This window comes from uncultured Allobaculum sp. (assembly GCF_948576815.1).
Taxonomy (GTDB): Bacteria; Bacillota_I; Bacilli_A; order Erysipelotrichales; family Erysipelotrichaceae; genus Allobaculum; species Allobaculum fili.
The window spans coordinates 1-18,463 of sequence record NZ_CAPAEZ010000029.1 but is presented as its reverse complement, the minus strand read 5'-3'; the positions used below and the strand labels follow the sequence as shown (position 1 = coordinate 18,463).

The window sequence follows — 18,463 nt, the reverse complement described above, 5'->3', positions numbered from 1 at the left end:
CGTTTCCAGCCGACGCCCGAAGCCTATGCATAGACAAAACGACGCACAAAGCCGGGGGAAGGACTTTGTGCGTCGCTTTAGAACGCTAGAATTTTTTGAAAATAATGAGGTCTTTCGATTTCAGTTTTCCAGTTTCTGGGGGTATGGATGCAGTGCCTGCCACTTTTCTCTGGTCAGGGAGAAAACGTGAAGCTTGGTCATGCGCTTAAGGTGCTTGATCAGATATTCTTCTTCGGTTCTTTCCTGCTCAAAGCCAAGACCCTGCTGCAGTTTTCGCGAAGCCAGGTTCCCATGGTAATGGCCGGCCCAGATTTTGGAAAGATCCAGATCGTAAAAAGCGTGATCGAGAAGAGCGGCACAGGCTTCTGTGGCGTAGCCTTTTTTTCAGTACGGCTTGCCGATCCAGACGCCGATTTCGCCTTCGTCTTCCCAGTTGGAAAGATCAGAATCGCCGTCGAGCTTGATCGAAACCGAACCGATGATCGTATTGTTTTCGCTGAGCACGATCGCATACGCCTCATCGTTCTGGAGCGAGGAATCAATCACCATGGCGCTGTACTCTGCGGAGGAATGAGGAACCCAGCCGCACTTTTCGCCGATTTCCGGTTCGCTGGCCAGCGCGTAAAGAGCTGCTGCATCGTCCGCCTGCCATGTTCTGAGCGTCAGTCTCTCTGTACGAATTTCCACGGTATACTCCCTCCTTTGTCTGGGCGTATGTCTGCACGTTCTTTTTCTTGTTCATATACCTATTGGAAACCATGTTCAATAGCTCTGTAAAAGTTTTAGAAAACCTTAATTCCCCTTTATTCATGGGCGATGTTCATGTTTTTCACCATGTCGATGCAATTTCATTCACCTATGCAGAGTAGACATTTGACGTGGGTTTAAAATGCGGCATTTACGCCTTACGGACGGTTTTTACCCATTTTCGCCCGTCTTTTCCGCGTTCGAAACGGCTATCTGCGGGCCAGAACGGACGCAAAACAGGCTAGATTGGTCAGGCGGTTTTCAGGGCGAAAATTTCCATTTTTCACCGGGCGAAGCCGCTTTTTTTCTTTGGGGCGCAGTTCCCGGATCGTTTATACGTTTTAACAATCCACACAGAGAAAGAAATTGTTTTCAGTCTTTCCTTTTTCATTCTTCTATACTGGATATATGTCTGAAAAAATCAACTTCACATTAAACATGAAAACCATTGCGCCTTTGAATTCGCTCAAAGCTGTTCAGACCATTCACAAGGCGCTGGAAAACGGGGAACCTTCCCTTTACTGGGACGGCCGGAAAATTACGGAGCCGTTCACGCCGACCGGACGGCCGCGTCCCATTGCGGCTTCTCTGTCGGTGAGCGCACCGGATGAAGCCCTGAATCTTGGACCGGTTCTGACCTGGTCTGATCCGAACCGCACCATTCGCTTCCCGCTGTCCAAAACGTCCAGTTCGGATGTTATTGTCTTCTTTTTCTTCGCCCTGCTGGCGACAGCGCTGAACGAGACGTCTTCCCTTCGTTACCTGCAGACGAGCAATGACACCGGAATGCTCCTCTATAAAAACGTACAGCTGGCGGACTTTGAATCTATGCCCTGCATGAAACTGATGGGACCGACTCTGGATCTGGTTTCCACCCTGTCCAAAACGGAAGACGCCCAGGAGCAGCGAGACGATAAGGTCGAGACGCTCTGTCTGAGCACGCGATTATGGACTGAGAAATACGGCTTGAGCAGTGTGCTGGAAGGGTACAACGCGCTTATCGATACGGCTGCCTATCGTCAGGTGGAACAGGTTTTTTTTGATCTTGGAAAGCAGACGACAGAGCCGGGACAAGGCGCCGAAAACAGAGAAACCATTCTGGCAGATGCCGGCGAAGCCCTGCTGGATCTGCTCGTTTTCGCTCTTCAAAAAGCACTGAACGATGACGAAGACTTTCTGCCTCTTTTCGAAGCGTTCGTGGACGGCGATCCAGACCGGATTCCGGCCCTGCTTCGAGAGAACGCGGAACACTATGAGGAACTGATGGCCAATCCGTTCCGCCATCTGGAATGGAGCTATGTAGAATGGCTCTACAATCATATTCTTACGGCCCTTTCTCCCGACTACGTACAGAATTACGCTGAATCCGCCGGTTCGCTGGATCTTTCCTTCGATCCGGACCATCCCGAGACGGAAGCGCTTCGCCTGCGCTGCGTACAGAACGTTCTCCATTTTATGATCCGCTATAATCCGCCGCTCACGGAGGAAATCAGCGCTCTGGTCATGCAGCCGGTGTTTCAGCTGTATCCGGAAGAAGTCGTCTATTCCCTCGAAAATCTGCTGCTGATTTTTGCACCGCTTGGAGAAACGGCTCTGCTCTCCGATGAAGATACGCAATACCTTGACCAGCTGAAAAATGAACCTGGCTATTCCGACTTTCTGACGAATCTCTGTGCGCGCCTGATTTCATCCCTTGAGGACTGCACTTCGTACGACAGACTGGACCTGCCAGTTCTGTACTATGCCGTCTGTGCCCTGTATAAAGTCTGTCCACCGGATCAGCGTGAGCGGGTCATGGAGCTGTGCAAGGATATTTTCCGTAAAACCTCTTCGGTTCTCGTTCCAGAGCGTCACCCGAATCAGACGCTGCTTCATGCCTTTTACAACTTTGCTCTGATGATCGGATACGCTCTGGAAATGGCAGATGACCTGCAGGAGTTCGCCGATCTGCGCACGGGCATTTCCAAAATTATGCTTTCCTTAGCGGAGAACGAACAGATTCTGTCGCTGGAAGCCATGGACTGCCTGTGCCTGTTTCTCGTGAACAGTTCGTGGAAGCCTTCGCAAATTCCCCATGTGGTCTTCACCATTTTTCACACGCTCAATCTGTATCCGACGCTCCATACCGCACTGGCTTTGCATACGGTGGAAACCCTTCTCGATGAGTACACTCTGAATACGCGGGATACGGATTTCGATCCCGTCTTCCGTCTGTATCTCGCGCTTCGTGAATCGTTTACTTATATGGATAACGAAAGTATCTTCGCTTACTTTGACTCCTATTTACACGATGCGCAGCGAGCGACGGAAGAAGGCGCACCGCTTGTGGCCAGCGAACTTTACGATCTGCTGATCGCCTTTATTGACGACTACAACAAGGAGCTCTTTGAACAGCAGCATCCCGACAAAGCCAGTGAATACAATCCAGCCATCGGTCTGGAAATGAAGCGAATCGAGCTTCTCAGCTCCGCTGCCTTCAATTTCCAGCAGGTTTCGCCAGTCGAAGTACCGCGGCTGATTTTGAATATCCTCGCGATTTTAAACCAGTGGAACCCGCAGACTGAACAGGAACTCGGTTTTGCCACGGAAGCCTGCTGCTCTGTATCCCGACTGCTGGGCAGCTGCGCTGCCTATTCGGCATCTTTATACATGGCAAAGCAGGCGTGTGAGCGGGCCAAAGACCATATCCAAAAATTTGGTCTGTCGAGCACGATGCAGAAAATCCGGGAAGAAGCCTGGTATCTCCGTCTCACCGATGCCATTCTCTGCAAAGACAAAACCGCCGCAAAGCAGGCCAGTGAAACGCTGATGGAGCTTCTGGAGGAGGAATCGTCCACCCGACTGGATCCGGATTCCGTGATTTTCCAGCTCCCGGAAGTCCAGAGAGGGCTGCTGTTTAACGCATCCCCCTCCTCGATGTACGCCGAGTACCTGTCGATCATTTCCCTTCTGGATCATGCGTATCATGGGGACAATATGTATCCCGATAATGCGGCTTCCCTCGCAAAAGCCTTTATTACAACGCTCAACGGCTTAATCGAGGCCGAAGATTATGACGGGATTGAAGATATTTGTGATGCAACGACAAGTATGAACACATTCTCTGACAGTGACGCGTATATGAGCATGGTGACACTCGCTGCTCGATCCGCTTTTGCGGCCGCACTTAAGGAGGACAGTCCGCTTCGAATGTCCGAAATGATCGGCCGGGAACTCAGCCGTCTCGCGGCTTTTGAAGAGAATTCGGATGTGGTTTCCGAGAATCCGGGTCTGTTTCGCGAAGCCCTGTTTTCTATCGCGGCGCTCCGGTATACCACAGCAAAGGGTTCGTATGCTGCCCCTGTTCCTGAGGCTTATGCGGCCTGCAATAACGAATTGATGATTGCCCAGCTGCTGTGGGACTCCGCTACAGAAGTTCTCGCAATTTTTTTGAGAATCTGGACGGTATCGGATCCAGACTGGACGAACCTGCAGGAAAAGGTGCTACTCGATGAGGAACTCGCCCCGTATGCGGAAGATATTCTTGAACTTTCCTATCGAATCGGCAGCCTGCTCCCGGGACTGTCCGTCATAACCCGATCCGATTCGGATTCGATAAGACAGGCTCTGCAGCTTGCCGCTCTGGTCGAACAGAGATGTTCCGTTTCGCTTCTCCGCATGCGTGTCTGTCTTCAGCTGAGTATTGCTCTCCAGGAAGCGGCGGCAAAAAGGGACAAAACGGCTGAATACTTAAATGTCGAATACTTAAATAAGGTACTCCGTACCCTGGCTTCCACAGTCGGCGAATGGCCGGAAATGAAAAAGGATCCGGAGCTCGAGACGATGGTCAGCACGGTTCTGATCTATATTCAGGCAGGCTATCTGGCAAATCGAATCAGCAAACCGCTTCCTGCTTTGCTTGAGGAAATTAAACCGTACATGAACTCTTCTTATCCAGAGGCTGCCCGACTGGCAAAGAAAACAGGCCTGCTTCTCCGTATTCTGATGATCAGTTCCAGTGATTCCCGTCTTTCCCTGAACCAGATTCAACAGCATCTGAAAAAAGTGGATAAACTGATCAAGGATCTGAAAACGCTCGACCCTTATGAGGACCAGATTCTGTTTCTGGATCTGTTTGTCTACGCGTGTCTGTTTACCACAAAACGGCTCCGGATTTCTTATGGAAAGCTCAAAAATCCAGCCGACAGCATCATCCGACAGATGGAAGAGGATCTTCTCACCCTGCGTCCTATCGAAACGCCTGGCATCTGACACCGGTTTCGGTCTGGATTCTGCGCATTCCAGACCCAGAAGAACCATAACCTTGAAAGCTAAGGCTTTACGGCCTTCACCGGCACTTGAGCCTCCCATCGAAAATCCGTCTGCTTTGTCTGCTCTTCTGCTGGCAAAGCAGACTTTTTCTGTTGGGCCGCTCGAAACAAACGGAGAATTTTCAAACTGTTCACCGACTCCGTATAAAAATCGCCCCGGATCGAAGGATATTGCCGATCCGGGGCGATTGATTTTGAATACGGTGTTTCTTAAGTCTGCTTTTTGGATTTGTGATTTGGAATTTTAATCCTTGCGGCGAAGAAGCAGCACAAGACAGGCTGCACTCAGAACCAGTGCACTTCCGCCTGCATAGAAGATAGACGTACCAACACCGCCAGTCTCTGGAAGTTCGTAAATCGGATGGTTCTGCACTTCAAAGATCACATTGCGATCCGTCTCGGACGCATTGGAATACGTGACCCCATTGCCGTTTGCCGGATAGATGACTTCGAAAAGCTGGTCGTTTGCCGAAGAAGTCCAGTATTTAGGGCAGGGCTTGCCATCTTCGCCAAGCTCATACACGTAATACGGATCGTTCCGGATTTCCAGATTGTCGATCACCGCATCCGCTGTCTTTTCCGTCGAGTCGGAAGCATCCTGCGGTGTGACCGTAATGGTCACTTTCTTAAGCGGCTGCTGTGATGCATCGTTCGGATCGTATTCTCGGTCATAAACGCCAAAGGTATAGTTTCCTGGCAGAAGACCGGCTTCAGAGAACGATTTGCGAATCGTGATTGAGAAGACAGGTTTCTTGTTTGTGAAAGTCAGATAAAGAATCTTATCCGGACTCAGTTCGGAAATGTTCACCCTCCCTTCTCTCGGGCGCTCGTTTTCCGCCGGGAAATGCTGTAAATCCTTATAAATATAGAAGTATTGAGGATCTTCGATCGAATTCGGATCGTATCCGGCCGGTACGCTCGTTTCTTCCACTTTGTACCAGATATTCGGCTCCAGTTTATTTCCATGCGCTTCGTTTGCGATAATCTGCCCGTTCGAATCCGTAGTGGCAGTGAAAGAATAACTGTTATTTCCATTAAACACCCCATTCGTCACCGTTCCCGCAGTGAATGAAAACGTTGCTCCGGCAAGGCCCTGCGTGGCATTGTTGGCGTCGACTTTTTTCAGGGTTACTTTCGGGGTGATGTTCACGCTCGATGAAGTACCGCCAATCGTATTGGTGGCCCACTTGGTAAACGTAGAAGATGGTGCGTCTTTTCCATAGCCCAGCCACGTGCAGCTGTTACTGATGGAGAATGAATTTTCTCCAGGCGGAACCTGAAGAGAAGCGGAATACGTAATGTGAATTCGTTTCTGATCCGGAAGGTTACGAATGATGACAGTTCCTTCTTCTTTACGGAATTCAACCGTAAAGTCGGTATACGCTGCTCCATCTGCTGTGACCTGAATCGTATCTGGAATGATTTCAATGACATCCGGATCATACGTATCCTGCAGATCGATGGTATCTGCACTCTCAATCAGATCCAGTCGATTTTCATTGAGATCAATCGAGTATTCAATCGTCGATTTCCCGGAAAGTGCAGTTGTATCGTCGACCAGCGTTGCGGAATCTTTCGAAATTGGATTGGACAGTTTCGTATTTTTCGTCTCTTCGTCGACTCCAATTCGGTTCTGGTCATGATACAGGTCAACATGGTTCACCACGGAAATTCGAGAATCCGATGCGATCGCTTCATCCCAGTCCACATTCAGCTTGGAAATCAAATGGATGGTGAAAGCCTGGCGAGGACTAACGTTGCTGACAATAATCGTTACCTTCTGCCCTTCAACGGTAATGCTGTCGATGGTCGGCTGATTTTCGCCAGTATTCGCCAGGAAGGCTCCTACGAAACTTGCATTATCAGAAATCGTATCCACAATTTTGAACGTTCCAGAGTAAGGGGTATTCGAATTTGTATCACCGCCCTGTCTGTTTACAAGAAGGGTCCAGTCATCGTAAATTTCATGATTCGACAGTTCGCCGTTCGCAATCTTTTCATCCAGAATCGGCTTGAGATTTGTATTGAATAGAGAAAGAACACTGTTCAGATTTGAATCATCCAGCTTTTTAAACTCGCCGTTCTGATACGCGAACCGGCTTCCGGCACTTTTATGGATGCTGTAGTACGAACGGAAACCATATTGCGCATCCGCCAGCTTTTTCGTTTCATTTCCCTGAATGGCTGAAAAACCATTTCCAGTGGATATATTGGCCTGATTGCGTTTCCAGATCAGATCCTGCTCCCCTCCGTTGAACGAATTTTCATCAGGCGTGGACTGGAGCAGAATATACAGCTTCTGCTTATCTCCATTTTCATCGATTAAAGAATAGTTCTCTTTAAACCGGATGTTTACGGTTCGATTATCGGAAGCATACGTCACTGTATACAGATCTTCATCAATCCGGCTTGTCTGGCTGTTAAAGGCAGTTAAAAAATCCTGATACGTATAAGAAGGCAAGCTGCCTGCTGGATAGCTCGTCGAGGTATGACTGACATCTCCCTCGATATTCTGGGTGCCGTCAAACGCGAATTCAAGGGTTCCTCTGTACAGACCAATCACGGATTCTCCTGGTACGTAATGGGTGAAGTACTCGCCCGACAAATTCGTCTGATTGGTAAGGGTATCCGAAAGGGTTGATTCTTTGCTGATCGTCGATCCGCTGACCTCAACCAGCCAGATTTGTCGACCGGCTTTCCATGTACCATTGGCCTCATGATCTTCCTGCGTGCTGAGATAAGAGACGCCGCGTTTTACCGCGCTCAGTTCTTCACTTGTAACGATCAGATGGGAAACGTGAATGTGCTGCTCCACAGGGACTACACTGTCTCCAATGCCTACGCCGACGGAACCATTCAGTTCGTTTGTAAGCATCAGGTTATCCGCACCGTCTTTCGCGCGAACATAGTAAATCAGTTCGTAGCTGAGTGCGTGTTCCGGTGTGTGTGCCCCTTTTATCTCATCCACTGAAGCCTTGTATTTGGAAAGATCAAACTGAAAACTCTGCTGGTCGTCCGGCAGTTTGAACCAGATCGTCCCCATCGCTTCTTTTCCAGGATCCTGTCGGCCGTCATAAACTTTCAGAGCTGCATAGCCTGTAAAGCTGAACTGATCGGAAATGGTTCCGCTGACGGAAAGCTCGTCGGTCAGAGCAGCCGATCCTACATTTGCCTTTCCATCTTCGTTGATTTTGATGGAGTACTGTACGGAGTGGATGGGAACTGTGAATTCAGTGACATTCGTCTTCTGACCCGCTGCATCGTAAACATCGCCGGTCATGGTCATCGGCGTGTTTTCTGTCAGCATTTCGCCCTTGGCTTTGGTTACAATCTCAGATTTCTGAATGTTCTGAGAAACGGTTCCCGAATGCGGTCCTGAGCTGCTGTACGTGTCGCCTGTATACGCCAGGTTGGTATACGTCATCTGTTCCTTATTCTCTGTGGCCATTTTCACCATCAGTTCCCGGTCAATCCGGATTTGGCATTTAATGTAGTAACGCTGGCCCCTCGACATGGTTTCAGGTGCTGGGATCCGGTATTCGCGAATTGTTCCATTATCCTGGTCTGTAAAAGTTACTTCATTTATAGGAATAGAGGTGTAATTCTGGTCATCGGATGAAGACTGGCAGTCCACCATGGAGACATAGGACAAGTAGCCAGGCTGCACCACATGGTCCACCTGAAAGTTCATATAGTCGGTGACAACGCCGACAGGCCAGTCATCCATGTTGTATTCGCCGGCAATGACGCTGAGTTTGTAGGTCAGGTAGAGGTTCCCGTCGTCATCCGTCCTTGTTTCCTGTCCAAGATTGGATTTCCCAACGGTAAGCGTGCTTTGAAGCCGGTCATCTTCCCAGTCATAGCCTCTGCCATCGCTCGTACCAAATCGAATGCGTGAATCGTTTCGAATGTCCTGTACACCATGATTTAGCGCGTTTTTCGAATATTTGGCGGTATAAGTCAGTCTGTACTGCGTATTGGGCTGCAGCGTTCCTAGATAAAACCCTGCACGCGGCGCCGGTGCGCCTTCTACCGTATGCGTTACAGTTTCTTTTGGATTCGTTACGGGGTGATACGTAAGTTCAAGCGGGTCACTGGAGCCATTCCGGCTCAGAACGCAGCTGTACTGATCCTGTGGAATCTCCGTCGCGGTTCCATCCCTTGCAACGGAGAAAAACTGAATATTTTCATAAGGGGTAAAACCTTCTTTAAATTTCTGGCTCCATGAGCTGTAGTTGGGCCACCAGTCATCGACGATTGCATCGGGAGCAATCTGATCATCCGTCACAAAGCTGATCTGATAATGAATGATTGTGTTGCCCTCTTCGTCATAGGAATAGTTCTCGTGATTGCCGCCTTCTGGATTTTTTGCTTTTTTGAAATCGTGGACGGTCACATCGTTGTAGCTGGACGAGGTATCAAACTTAAAGGTGTAGTTTTTATCTCCAATCTGGTATTCCTGATTCGGGTTTTCCCAGATTTCTTCTCGATTGGCTAAAAGCGAATATTCGAATTGACCTGTTTTAATATCATTTTCTTCCAGTTCCAGATAGTTGCTGTAATCGATATGGAGATGATCTTCTGTTGGACAGGCATGAAGTCTTCCCAGTTCGATTGTCTTCGTTGATCCATCTTCTCTTTCGAAGGTGTGCATGAGAGGCGTTCCCTCTGCTGCCATATTGGAATGGAGGAAAGCAGGAATCGAATAATAGAATGAATGGTTGTTGTCCACGATGGTTGTGTATTTCAGATTTTCATAATTCACGACCATTTTGAACTCGACGTTCATCTTGTACGTAATGTCATTTTCCGTGTTATCGTCATCCGGATCAATTTCTGTCCATTCGGTCGGGGTGTTTCCTGAATTCTGAGGATAGCGATAATAAATCTTCGCTGCAGTCGGATGTTCGTTATATCCCTCGTCGCCGAGATTTCCTTCCGGATTCGATTCTGGAAATTTGGCTGCAGGACAGGACTCTGCTGTTTCGTCAGCCTGCGGTGAAATTTGAGCAGGTGTGTAAGAGAGGACCTGATTTGCGGCAGCCGGATTTGCGTTCTCCGCTTTTTTTGACTCTGCGCTTTCTTCCGTGGAAGCATCTGTTGAAGCTGCTTCAGCGGGATCGGCATCTAAAAGAACACGAACCGTTCCATAGACATGTTCATTGGCTACCGATTTGGAAACGATCTCTCCCTCATCGGCTTCCACAACATCCAGCGCTTCCTCATTTCCTTTAATGACAACCGCGCCTTTCAGTTTTCCCTCATCTTCGACAAAGGCGAGATCGCCTTCCGATGCCTGGTCAGCCGAACGCAACAGGCCGCCCTCAAGAAGAGGATCCATCCAATCCTTGACGGACTGACTGGCAAAGCTGCTCATATCTGCTCCGGCATAGCTGTAGACAAAACGAAGGAAGCTTTCCTGAAGGTTTGTCGTATACGGATTTCCTTCCCAGGCTCCATATCGGGAATATGGTGCTTCACTGCCGTCTTCAAGAACCTGAAAGTTAGATGAACTTACATGTGAGCCAACTTGCGAAAGAGCGATTGCTGCCGCTTTGCCAGAAGAAGACGGCTCAGCCATTACATCCGCAAAAGCCGCTGTCCAGACGGATTCATCTTCCACATCCGCCTCGAGGTTGGCTTCGCATTGTCGTGTATGTTGGTGTTCAATCCGCGTGCAGTTCTCCTCGCAGGTATCGCTGTGTACATGTTCTTCCATACCGCAGTAGTACTGAGGTCTTGCCAGGGCTGTTGCAGGCAGAATCAGCGTATAGGCAGTCGCAAAAAGAGTCAGTATGGAAAGGACTCGGATTAAAATCGGATGTTTTTTCTGAAAGAATCTTTTCATTCCAGACATACGCTTCCTCCATTTCTTAATTGCTTCAAAACCGTGAATCGGATTTCCCTGCAGAAAGCCTGACGACGTGGAAAACCCGCTCGTCGGCTGAAGGATCTCCGGTTCATTTTTTATGCGTAGTTCTTATTTCGCGTTTATTTCGATGTTTCTTTTCGCTTCAGGAAATACAGACCGATCAGCAGAAGACCGGAAAGAATAAACAGGCTTTCAAAAAGCGTCATTCCGGTCTGCGCTCCTGTTGGCGGCGTTTTTTTCGGTCCGGGTGCGCTGTTTGAGCTGCTGATGGAATTGCTGGTCGATTTACTGGATGAATGCGATGAATCGTCTGAGTTTGAAGAGCTCATGCTCGATGAAGTTGAACTCGAAGAAGATTCGGAAGAAGACGAATCCGAGGACGATGTAGAACTGTCAATCTCAATATCCGTATTCATTTTCGGCAGGGCGATTACATCGTAGGTATAGGTCTGTTCTTCTTCATCGAAATTTGGAACCGAAATTAAAAACGAACGGATGGGCTTGTAGCCAGGAGACGCTTCGTTCTGCATTACGAGATACAGACCTAACGGACACTCGCCAAAGCTGGCGATGCCGTTACGATCCACAGTCTGTGTGGTTCCCTCGATCTTGTGTTTCTTTACGAAATCTTCCAGATATTCAATGACCGCTTCTCTTTGCGGGTTGGAAAGATCCGCATTCGTTTCGGCAAACGTTTCATTCAGTTGAAATTTTGGATTGGTTTCTTCGTCGAGAACGATATCCGCCACCGGAATGATTGTCATGGAACCGCCGGAGATTGGCGTTCCATCGGCTTTGTGAATCGTCATCTGCAGAGAACCTGTTCGACTCAGATCAATTTCTTCTGCGGCTCGAACTGTCATCGGCACCATCAGCATGAGAGTCAAAATAATTCCAAACAGTTTTTTAAATCGAGTCATCGGCTTCTCCTTTCTTCGACTTTGGCTTTCTTGTCTTTATAAGCATCACGATGAGCAGGACACCGAGAATAATGGCGCCGATCCAGAGGGCGACGATTTTCTCGTCGATCATTCCCGCTTCCTGATCCAGTGACCACTCCTCAACGTTTTCCGTACGCTGACCCGTGATTAAAATGCGGTGCGTGTTGATTCCATACGGAGTACAGGTAACCAGAGTGACCTGGTCTTTCGTCGGATCGATCGTCAGCTGATCGAGTTCAGCCGGCAAAACGATTCGAATCGAGTCCACCGCGTACGTCAGTTTTTCGCCTAGAACGTTTAAAACGAAACGGTCTCCTTCTTCCAGCTGATCCAGATCTGTGAACAGCTTTGCGGAAGGAAGGCCTCTATGCCCTGTAATGACCGCATGCGTTCCCGTTCCGCCAACCGGAAGAGACGAACCTTCCAGATGACCGGCTCCTGCAGCCAGGACGTCTTCGGAAGTTCCGTGATAAATCGGAAGATTCACCTTGATTCGCGGGATCGAAATCGAACCCATGACCGTTGAATCCCCGATTTTTAACAGTTCGCCGTACTGCGCATGCTGTTCTGGGGTTGGATGATAGCGATCTGGCCGCGTTAAAAGATCCGTATTATAGGCATTGGCCTGTTCGCGCATGGCTTTCAAATCTTCTTCATTTGTTTCTACGACTGCCTGCTCATAATGGGCAATGGAATGCGATCCAAGCGTGGTATTCCACCAGTTGGAAAAACTTGGATAGGCCAGAAGACCAAGCCCGGCGATGAAAATGACAAGAATCAGAATTGTTCTTAGATGTTTCCTTAAAAACTTCAAACCCGTCTCCTCCTCTTTTCTGGAGAGTCTGGAAAACCTGGAAAATCTCTCTTCCAGGCTTTCCAGACTCAGGGAGTCAGACTCCCTGAATCCTGTGGGTTATCGAAGATTAGTCTTCTTCTTTTTTCGCCTTTTTGCCGGCAGCCAGTGCGATTACTGCGCCAGCAGCAAGAATTCCGCCTGCTGCATAGAACAGAGTTGTACCCATGCCGCCGGTTTCAGGCAGGTTGGAGATTTTGGAGTCAACTACCGTAGCACCTTCGTGGTTCTCGCCTGATAAAGTTACTGTCGCTGAAGCTCCGCCGTCATCTTCTTTATGGCTGGCTGTGATTGTAATCGTCGTATCAGCAGCCAGCTTATAACCTTCCGGAGCTTTCGTTTCGACAAGGGTGTATGTTCCTGCATCCAGACCAGTCAGTACGAACGTTCCATCTTCACCAGATGTGAGCTTCGTTGTGTCGTCCTGCGCTGTCGACCAGCCGCTAAAAATGCCGTTAGTGAATGCAGCAAACTGGTCGTCTTTCTTAAGAACGAACTCGGCTCCCTGAAGGGTGTTTCCCATGTTATCTGTCTTCGTGTTGGTCAGTTTATACGTGAAGACATATACGTAGTCCTCTTTGGTCTGTCCTGTTCCTTCCCCATTCGGATTGTTGGAATACTCCAGATAAACCTTGTTGTTGTTATAGAGCCCAGAAACGCCACTTTCAGCAACCACAGCGTGCGTATTCAGTTTGGCATTGTAGGTAACAACAACGCTGATTGCGTCATTCTCCTTAATTTCCGCAGGCAAATGAGCTTTCAGGTTATCGATAGTTACTGTCAGATTCTGGCCATCCTTTGCAGTAGTTGTTGGTACTTCAATTGCAGTAGTATTGTCGCCAACGAACATCTCTGCAGTCAGATTGCCTTCACTGACATAGTCAATTCCAGCACTCAGCGTGTCATGGAATACCAGCTTATAAGAATCGTAGTTTTTGATATCCGCATACTGTGCAACTGTAGCAGTCAGTCTGAACTGGAAGGTGTCGCCAATTTCATGGTCAGCCGTTTCCCCCCAGCCTGCTGTATTGCTCTCATCATGATTGTCGTTGTCGCTAACTTCTTTATCGACGGTTGGTTTCGCGTTTTTCGGTGTAATTACTACATCAGTATTGGCGACCTGGAGAATGCTCAAACCAATAACGTCATCGGCAGATGAATCAACCGCTGTTGTATCTTTGATCAGATAGTAGCCAGGTGTGAGGTCAGTTGTGTTGGATGTAATTGCTTTTCCATTCTCGGTCAGAATTGGATGCAGTAATTTAGCAAGTGCCAGGCTTTGTTCTGCATTAAGACCATCAATTGCGTTAGCCACAGCCGCAGCATTCGGGTTGTCTCCGAGTGCTGTAATTTTGTCTGCCGAAAGCGGGCTATCGTCTCCTTTTAATGCAGCAATAATTGCAGCTTGCGCTGTTGTATCAGCGCTGGTTCCCCACTCGATGTCAACAAGTTTGTCGCCTTCCAGCTTACCGGTAAAAATCTGATAAGCCGTAAAAGCATGTCCCTCTGCAAAATTGGAGACAGTTACTGTCGTTGCTGAGATCGGCATCGCATTCATCATCGGCGCTGCAGTTCCGAGCATTGTCGAAAGGGCAATCGCGGATGAAATTAAAAATTTTCTGGATTTCATTGTTTTTCCTTTCTGTTGTCTTTTTCTCTTTTTGGGCTGTTCGAATTCAACTCCTGACGATTCAGATCTCCTGCAGTAAAGGAAGGTAAACGTCCGGGATAAATCAAGGAATGATGTTGGATCGAATTGATTCAGCCTTTCCTGTTTTGATACGGGTAAAACCTTCTTTTGTCTGCGTATCCCTTCTTTCTGGCTTGCTTAAGCCATTTTGTATGAATAAGGCGACTCTGCCTTCCCTGGCAAGAGACCTTTACTGCCTATACGAATTGATGTGAATCGGATCCATATTCGGAAGGACAATGAATCCGGATTATGGAAGAAACAGTTAACTGTCGCCGGCTGGTCCTGGGTTGGGCCAGAGGCGGAAGACGAGCCGTCCAACAATATCTTCAGAAGCGATAGGGCCGATTTCTGCGTTTCGGGAGTCCTTGGAAATGCTTCGATGATCGCCGAGAACGAACCAGCGTCCTTCGGGAACCTGATAAGGAAATTCGATATCGGGATCTCCGTACGCTTTGTCTGTCAGATAGGGTTCATCGATTTCTTCTCCATTCACAAAAACGGTTCCGTCTTCGTGAATGTCGATCCAGTCGCCTGGACCGGCCATGACGCGTTTTACGAGAATTTTGTTGTTGTAGTAGAAGGCGATGACATCGCCCGTTTCGAATTTGCTGTTTTTGATGGCGGCAACGATATCGCCTTCTTCCAGAGAAGGCGCCATGCTTGGTCCGTAAATTTCCAGAACGGGCATCCATAACATGGAAATCAGAACGGCCACCGCTACCGCGACCAGGATGGTCTGAAGAATGCCGCGAACCGATTTCCAGTAGCGTTTTCGATAGCGGACGCGATCGATTTCGCTTCGGATCTCGGATACGGAAGGCATGTCTGGATCAGAGGGCTTCTTCGGTGCATTCTTCTGATTCATGATCGGAATAATTCTCCTTCAGACTTTCGAGATAGAGAGCAGCTGCCTGATCGGCTGCTTCAAATACGCCGGCCAGTTTCAAAGCCGCATGTGCCAGCGATTCGCTGTTTTCCAGATGGATCTGTCGCTGCGCAAGCTGAGCTTTCAGTTCTTCGTTTTCCTTGCGAAGCTTCTGATTTTCTTCCCGGGAGGCGAGCAGCAGTTCGAGAAGTTCAATGCGGGATTTGCGGCGCAGAGAGTTTTTATTCATAAACGCCTGTCCTTTCCACGAGATGAATCGGACATCATCGATTTGAATTTTTCTTAAGGATTGTAAAATCTCTTATCTTCGTTCTTTTTCAAGTTCGTAAAGTTATACGAAAGCGGGGCGCTCGGGCTGCCGTACAAAACCCGGACTCTCTTCCTGAGGATTAGATGGTTTATGATGATCTTCGTGCGTTCCTGGTTTTACCCGAGACGGGAAAGCAAGGAATTCGATGTGCTGGGAAAGAAAGAGATGAGCGGGTCATTCGAAAAACGAAATACTAATGAAATTGAGGTGCAGGATTTTTGAGCGAGAGCAGGCTTCTTTGCTCAGCAGACCAGTTGGCGTTTCTGGTCATATGGCTTGCCTGGGCAAGCGAGTCAGCCCCTCAATGTATTTAGAATAGTGTCAGCTTTCGTGGCTTGCGATGTACTTTTTCTTAACGGTTTTGTCTAAATTAATCAGTATTCAATTTATGATGCTTTTATTCTGACAGTTTATATATATTTGAATTATTTCAATCGTTTGCACTTTTTACTTTCTGGTATTAATTTAGCCAATTTGAATTTATTTATATTTCAACTACGGTAATTATTTTTAGCGAGAGCCTTGGTGAAATCCGACGGATTTATTTGCGTTTCTATACCTTATTTTTATTTATTTCTATCCTTTGATCTTTCGCCGAAAATGGCCTGTCCGCTCCTTTGGGCAGCTTTTTTTCCTGCGCGGATTTGCGCTGTCCTCTGTCTTCAGGCCCCCTCGGATCGGGTGCCTTTCGTGCCGTTAAGAAAGCCGATCTGCGCTAAAGAAAAATCCTCATGCATCTGGAAATCATCCAGAGGCATGAGGATTTTGTTCTGTGAATCTATCCCTCCTGTTCGGATCTTCAGCGTCTCCATCGTCTGACAGGCCACGGATCGAAGAGATAAAACGAACAGAAGGAGCAGAAGGGTTTGAAGGGAATGGAAAGAAGATCGATCGATTCCGTTTGGAATTTTATTTTTTGAGAGAAAGCTTTACGGCTGTCTCTACGTGCGGAGTCTGCGAGAAGAAATCAAAAGGCTGTACGCATTCGATCGCGTATTTCTTCTGCAAAACGTCCAGATCTTTTCCTAGCGTGGACGGATTGCACGAAACGTAGATCAGATTTTGCGGCTGTGCTTTCAGGATGGCGTCTTTCATGGTACGGTCCAGACCGCTTCTCGGCGGATCGACGACCAGCGTATCGACATGACGTTTCTGCGAAATCCGCTTCAGTTCCGTTGCCGCATCCTGACAGACGAAGGAAAGGTTTTCCTTGCCGTTGAGCAGTGCGTTTTCACTCGCGTTGGCCACTGCGTCTTCTACGGATTCGATACCGATAATTTCTTTAGCTTTATCCGCCGCAAAAAGCGAGATGGCTCCGATGCCGCAATAGGCTTCGACCATCAGATCGGTATGATCCGGCAGCCAGGATTCGATCAGCGTATATAAAGCGAGCGCCTGTTTCGTGTTGAGCTGAAAAAACGATTTGGGCAGAAGATTCAGCGTGAACTCGCCCAGCGTAAGCGTCATTTTCATATCGCCGCCCAGATGCAGCATCTGACGGCCAAACAGTTCGTGTTCCGGATCGTCCGGTTCCTTAATGGACTGCCAGACGGAAGCGGCATGATCTGACTTTTCCAGAATCTGCTCAACCAGACGTTCCGGGATGTCCATCTTTCCGGTAACCAGAACGATATGGATTTTGCCGTCAAATTCTTTCAGAACCAGATTTTTCAGGCCTTCCGGATGTTCTTTATCGGCAACGGGAAGTCCGGACTGGTCGATCAGCGTATTGAGTTCCATGCGGGCCCGTTCCAGACCTTTGGCATGAATCAGACAGCGTTCAACAGGAACGAAATCATTGGTTTCCCGCGCATACATGCCCGTGGTGACTTTGCCGTCTTTCATGCCAAACGGAAGTTTGCAGGCGTTGCGGTACTGCAGAGGATCCGGATTTTTGATGACAGGAAAAATCGGTCCTTCATAGTGCGCATAGCGGCGCAGCGCTTCCTTGAGGATCTGCTCTTTCATGCGGATCTGGCCTTTGTAGTCGACATGCATCAGCGCACAGCCGCCGCATTCTTTCGAAATCGGACAGGGCGATTTGCGCCGGCGCGGGGCTTCCTGGACGATCTTTTCCACATGACCCTGCGCATAGCTGCCGAAGTCGTGATCAATATCGATATCCACGATTTCATCGGGAATCGCACCGGGTACGAAGACCGCCTTCTTATTGACGTAGGCGATGCCTTCGCCGTTGATTCCCCATTTTTTTATTTTTGTTCTCATTTTGCTTTTCTCCAGGTGCTGATCACAAAGTCAAAGGTGACATCCAGACCGTTTTTCAGGTTTTTGACGCGCTCAAGGCCCTCAGCAGGTGACTTGTAGCGATACGGTGTCATTTCCAGCAGGCTCCAGACGTCATCGACATGAACGAGCTCGCTCAGCTCCGTACGATCGACAAGTTCAAAGCCTTCCGGCTGTTTTGGCTCATCGTTGAGACGGACGTTTTCATACAGGACTTCCTTCAGTTCCTTATGATGGTTTTTTCCGGGTCCGACTGTGATCAGTAAACCGTCCTCTTTTAAAACCCGTCTGGCTTCCTTTGCGGGGATCGGCGTAAAGATCGATGTCAGCAGATCCGCGCTCAGATCGGCAAACGGCAGTTCAAAAATGCTTCCGACAATGTATTGCGTCTGCTTGTCCTGACCGGCGGCATGTGCAATGGAAGGACGGCTTAAATCGATGCCGTATCCTTCTTCGACTTCCTTGGCAAAGCGTCGGGTGTAATAGCCTTCTCCGCAGCCAAGATCGATGTACATTCTGGGATGGAGGTCGTGGATCTTTTTTGCGATGGCTTCGCAATGCTGTTCACTTAAGCTTCACAAGTGAGCAGTGCCTTGCCTTTCTAGTT

At 48.5% G+C, this 18,463-nt stretch carries 10 protein-coding genes and 1 pseudogene; 2 read left to right on the top strand and 9 right to left on the bottom strand.

Annotated features, from left to right (window positions below; all coding sequences use genetic code 11):
* Window positions 1-120: 120 nt before the first annotated feature.
* Window positions 121-687, bottom strand: a pseudogene (locus tag Q2J39_RS05590) (GNAT family N-acetyltransferase).
* Between the two features lie 468 nt (window positions 688-1,155).
* Here Q2J39_RS05590 and Q2J39_RS05585 point away from each other — a divergent pair.
* Window positions 1,156-4,998: a hypothetical protein gene (locus Q2J39_RS05585; protein ID WP_288339325.1), complete on the top strand. Its 3,843-nt coding sequence runs from the start codon at window positions 1,156-1,158 to the stop codon at window positions 4,996-4,998.
* A gap of 52 nt (window positions 4,999-5,050) precedes the next feature.
* A complete protein-coding gene (locus Q2J39_RS05580; protein WP_288339327.1) occupies window positions 5,051-5,305 on the top strand; it encodes a hypothetical protein in 255 nt (84 codons plus the stop codon).
* Here Q2J39_RS05580 and Q2J39_RS05575 read toward each other — a convergent pair.
* From Q2J39_RS05575 to Q2J39_RS05540, 8 genes are all read right to left on the bottom strand, one after another.
* Window positions 5,302-10,905 (bottom strand): SpaA isopeptide-forming pilin-related protein, encoded by a 5,604-nt coding sequence (locus Q2J39_RS05575; RefSeq protein WP_288339329.1) that lies wholly within the window; start codon window positions 10,903-10,905, stop codon window positions 5,302-5,304. The genes Q2J39_RS05580 and Q2J39_RS05575 overlap by 4 nt on opposite strands.
* Before the next feature lie 143 nt (window positions 10,906-11,048).
* Window positions 11,049-11,849 (bottom strand): hypothetical protein, encoded by an 801-nt coding sequence (locus Q2J39_RS05570; protein WP_288339331.1) that lies wholly within the window; start codon window positions 11,847-11,849, stop codon window positions 11,049-11,051.
* Window positions 11,836-12,684, bottom strand: coding sequence for a class C sortase (locus tag Q2J39_RS05565; protein ID WP_288339332.1), 849 nt, complete (start codon window positions 12,682-12,684; stop codon window positions 11,836-11,838). Before Q2J39_RS05565 ends, Q2J39_RS05570 begins: the two co-directional genes overlap by 14 nt.
* A gap of 109 nt (window positions 12,685-12,793) precedes the next feature.
* Window positions 12,794-14,353 (bottom strand): SpaH/EbpB family LPXTG-anchored major pilin, encoded by a 1,560-nt coding sequence (locus Q2J39_RS05560; protein WP_288339334.1) that lies wholly within the window; start codon window positions 14,351-14,353, stop codon window positions 12,794-12,796.
* Between the two features lie 325 nt (window positions 14,354-14,678).
* On the bottom strand, window positions 14,679-15,281 hold the full coding sequence (lepB, locus tag Q2J39_RS05555) for a signal peptidase I (protein WP_288339336.1): 603 nt from the start codon (window positions 15,279-15,281) through the stop codon (window positions 14,679-14,681).
* Window positions 15,247-15,531: a hypothetical protein gene (locus Q2J39_RS05550; protein WP_230267674.1), complete on the bottom strand. Its 285-nt coding sequence runs from the start codon at window positions 15,529-15,531 to the stop codon at window positions 15,247-15,249. Before Q2J39_RS05550 ends, lepB begins: the two co-directional genes overlap by 35 nt.
* A gap of 990 nt (window positions 15,532-16,521) precedes the next feature.
* Window positions 16,522-17,838, bottom strand: coding sequence for a 23S rRNA (uracil(1939)-C(5))-methyltransferase RlmD (rlmD, locus tag Q2J39_RS05545; RefSeq protein WP_288339339.1), 1,317 nt, complete (start codon window positions 17,836-17,838; stop codon window positions 16,522-16,524).
* Window positions 17,835-18,371, bottom strand: coding sequence for a methyltransferase domain-containing protein (locus Q2J39_RS05540; RefSeq protein WP_288339341.1), 537 nt, complete (start codon window positions 18,369-18,371; stop codon window positions 17,835-17,837). The genes rlmD and Q2J39_RS05540 overlap by 4 nt, the downstream gene beginning before the upstream one ends.
* Window positions 18,372-18,463 lie beyond the last annotated feature (92 nt).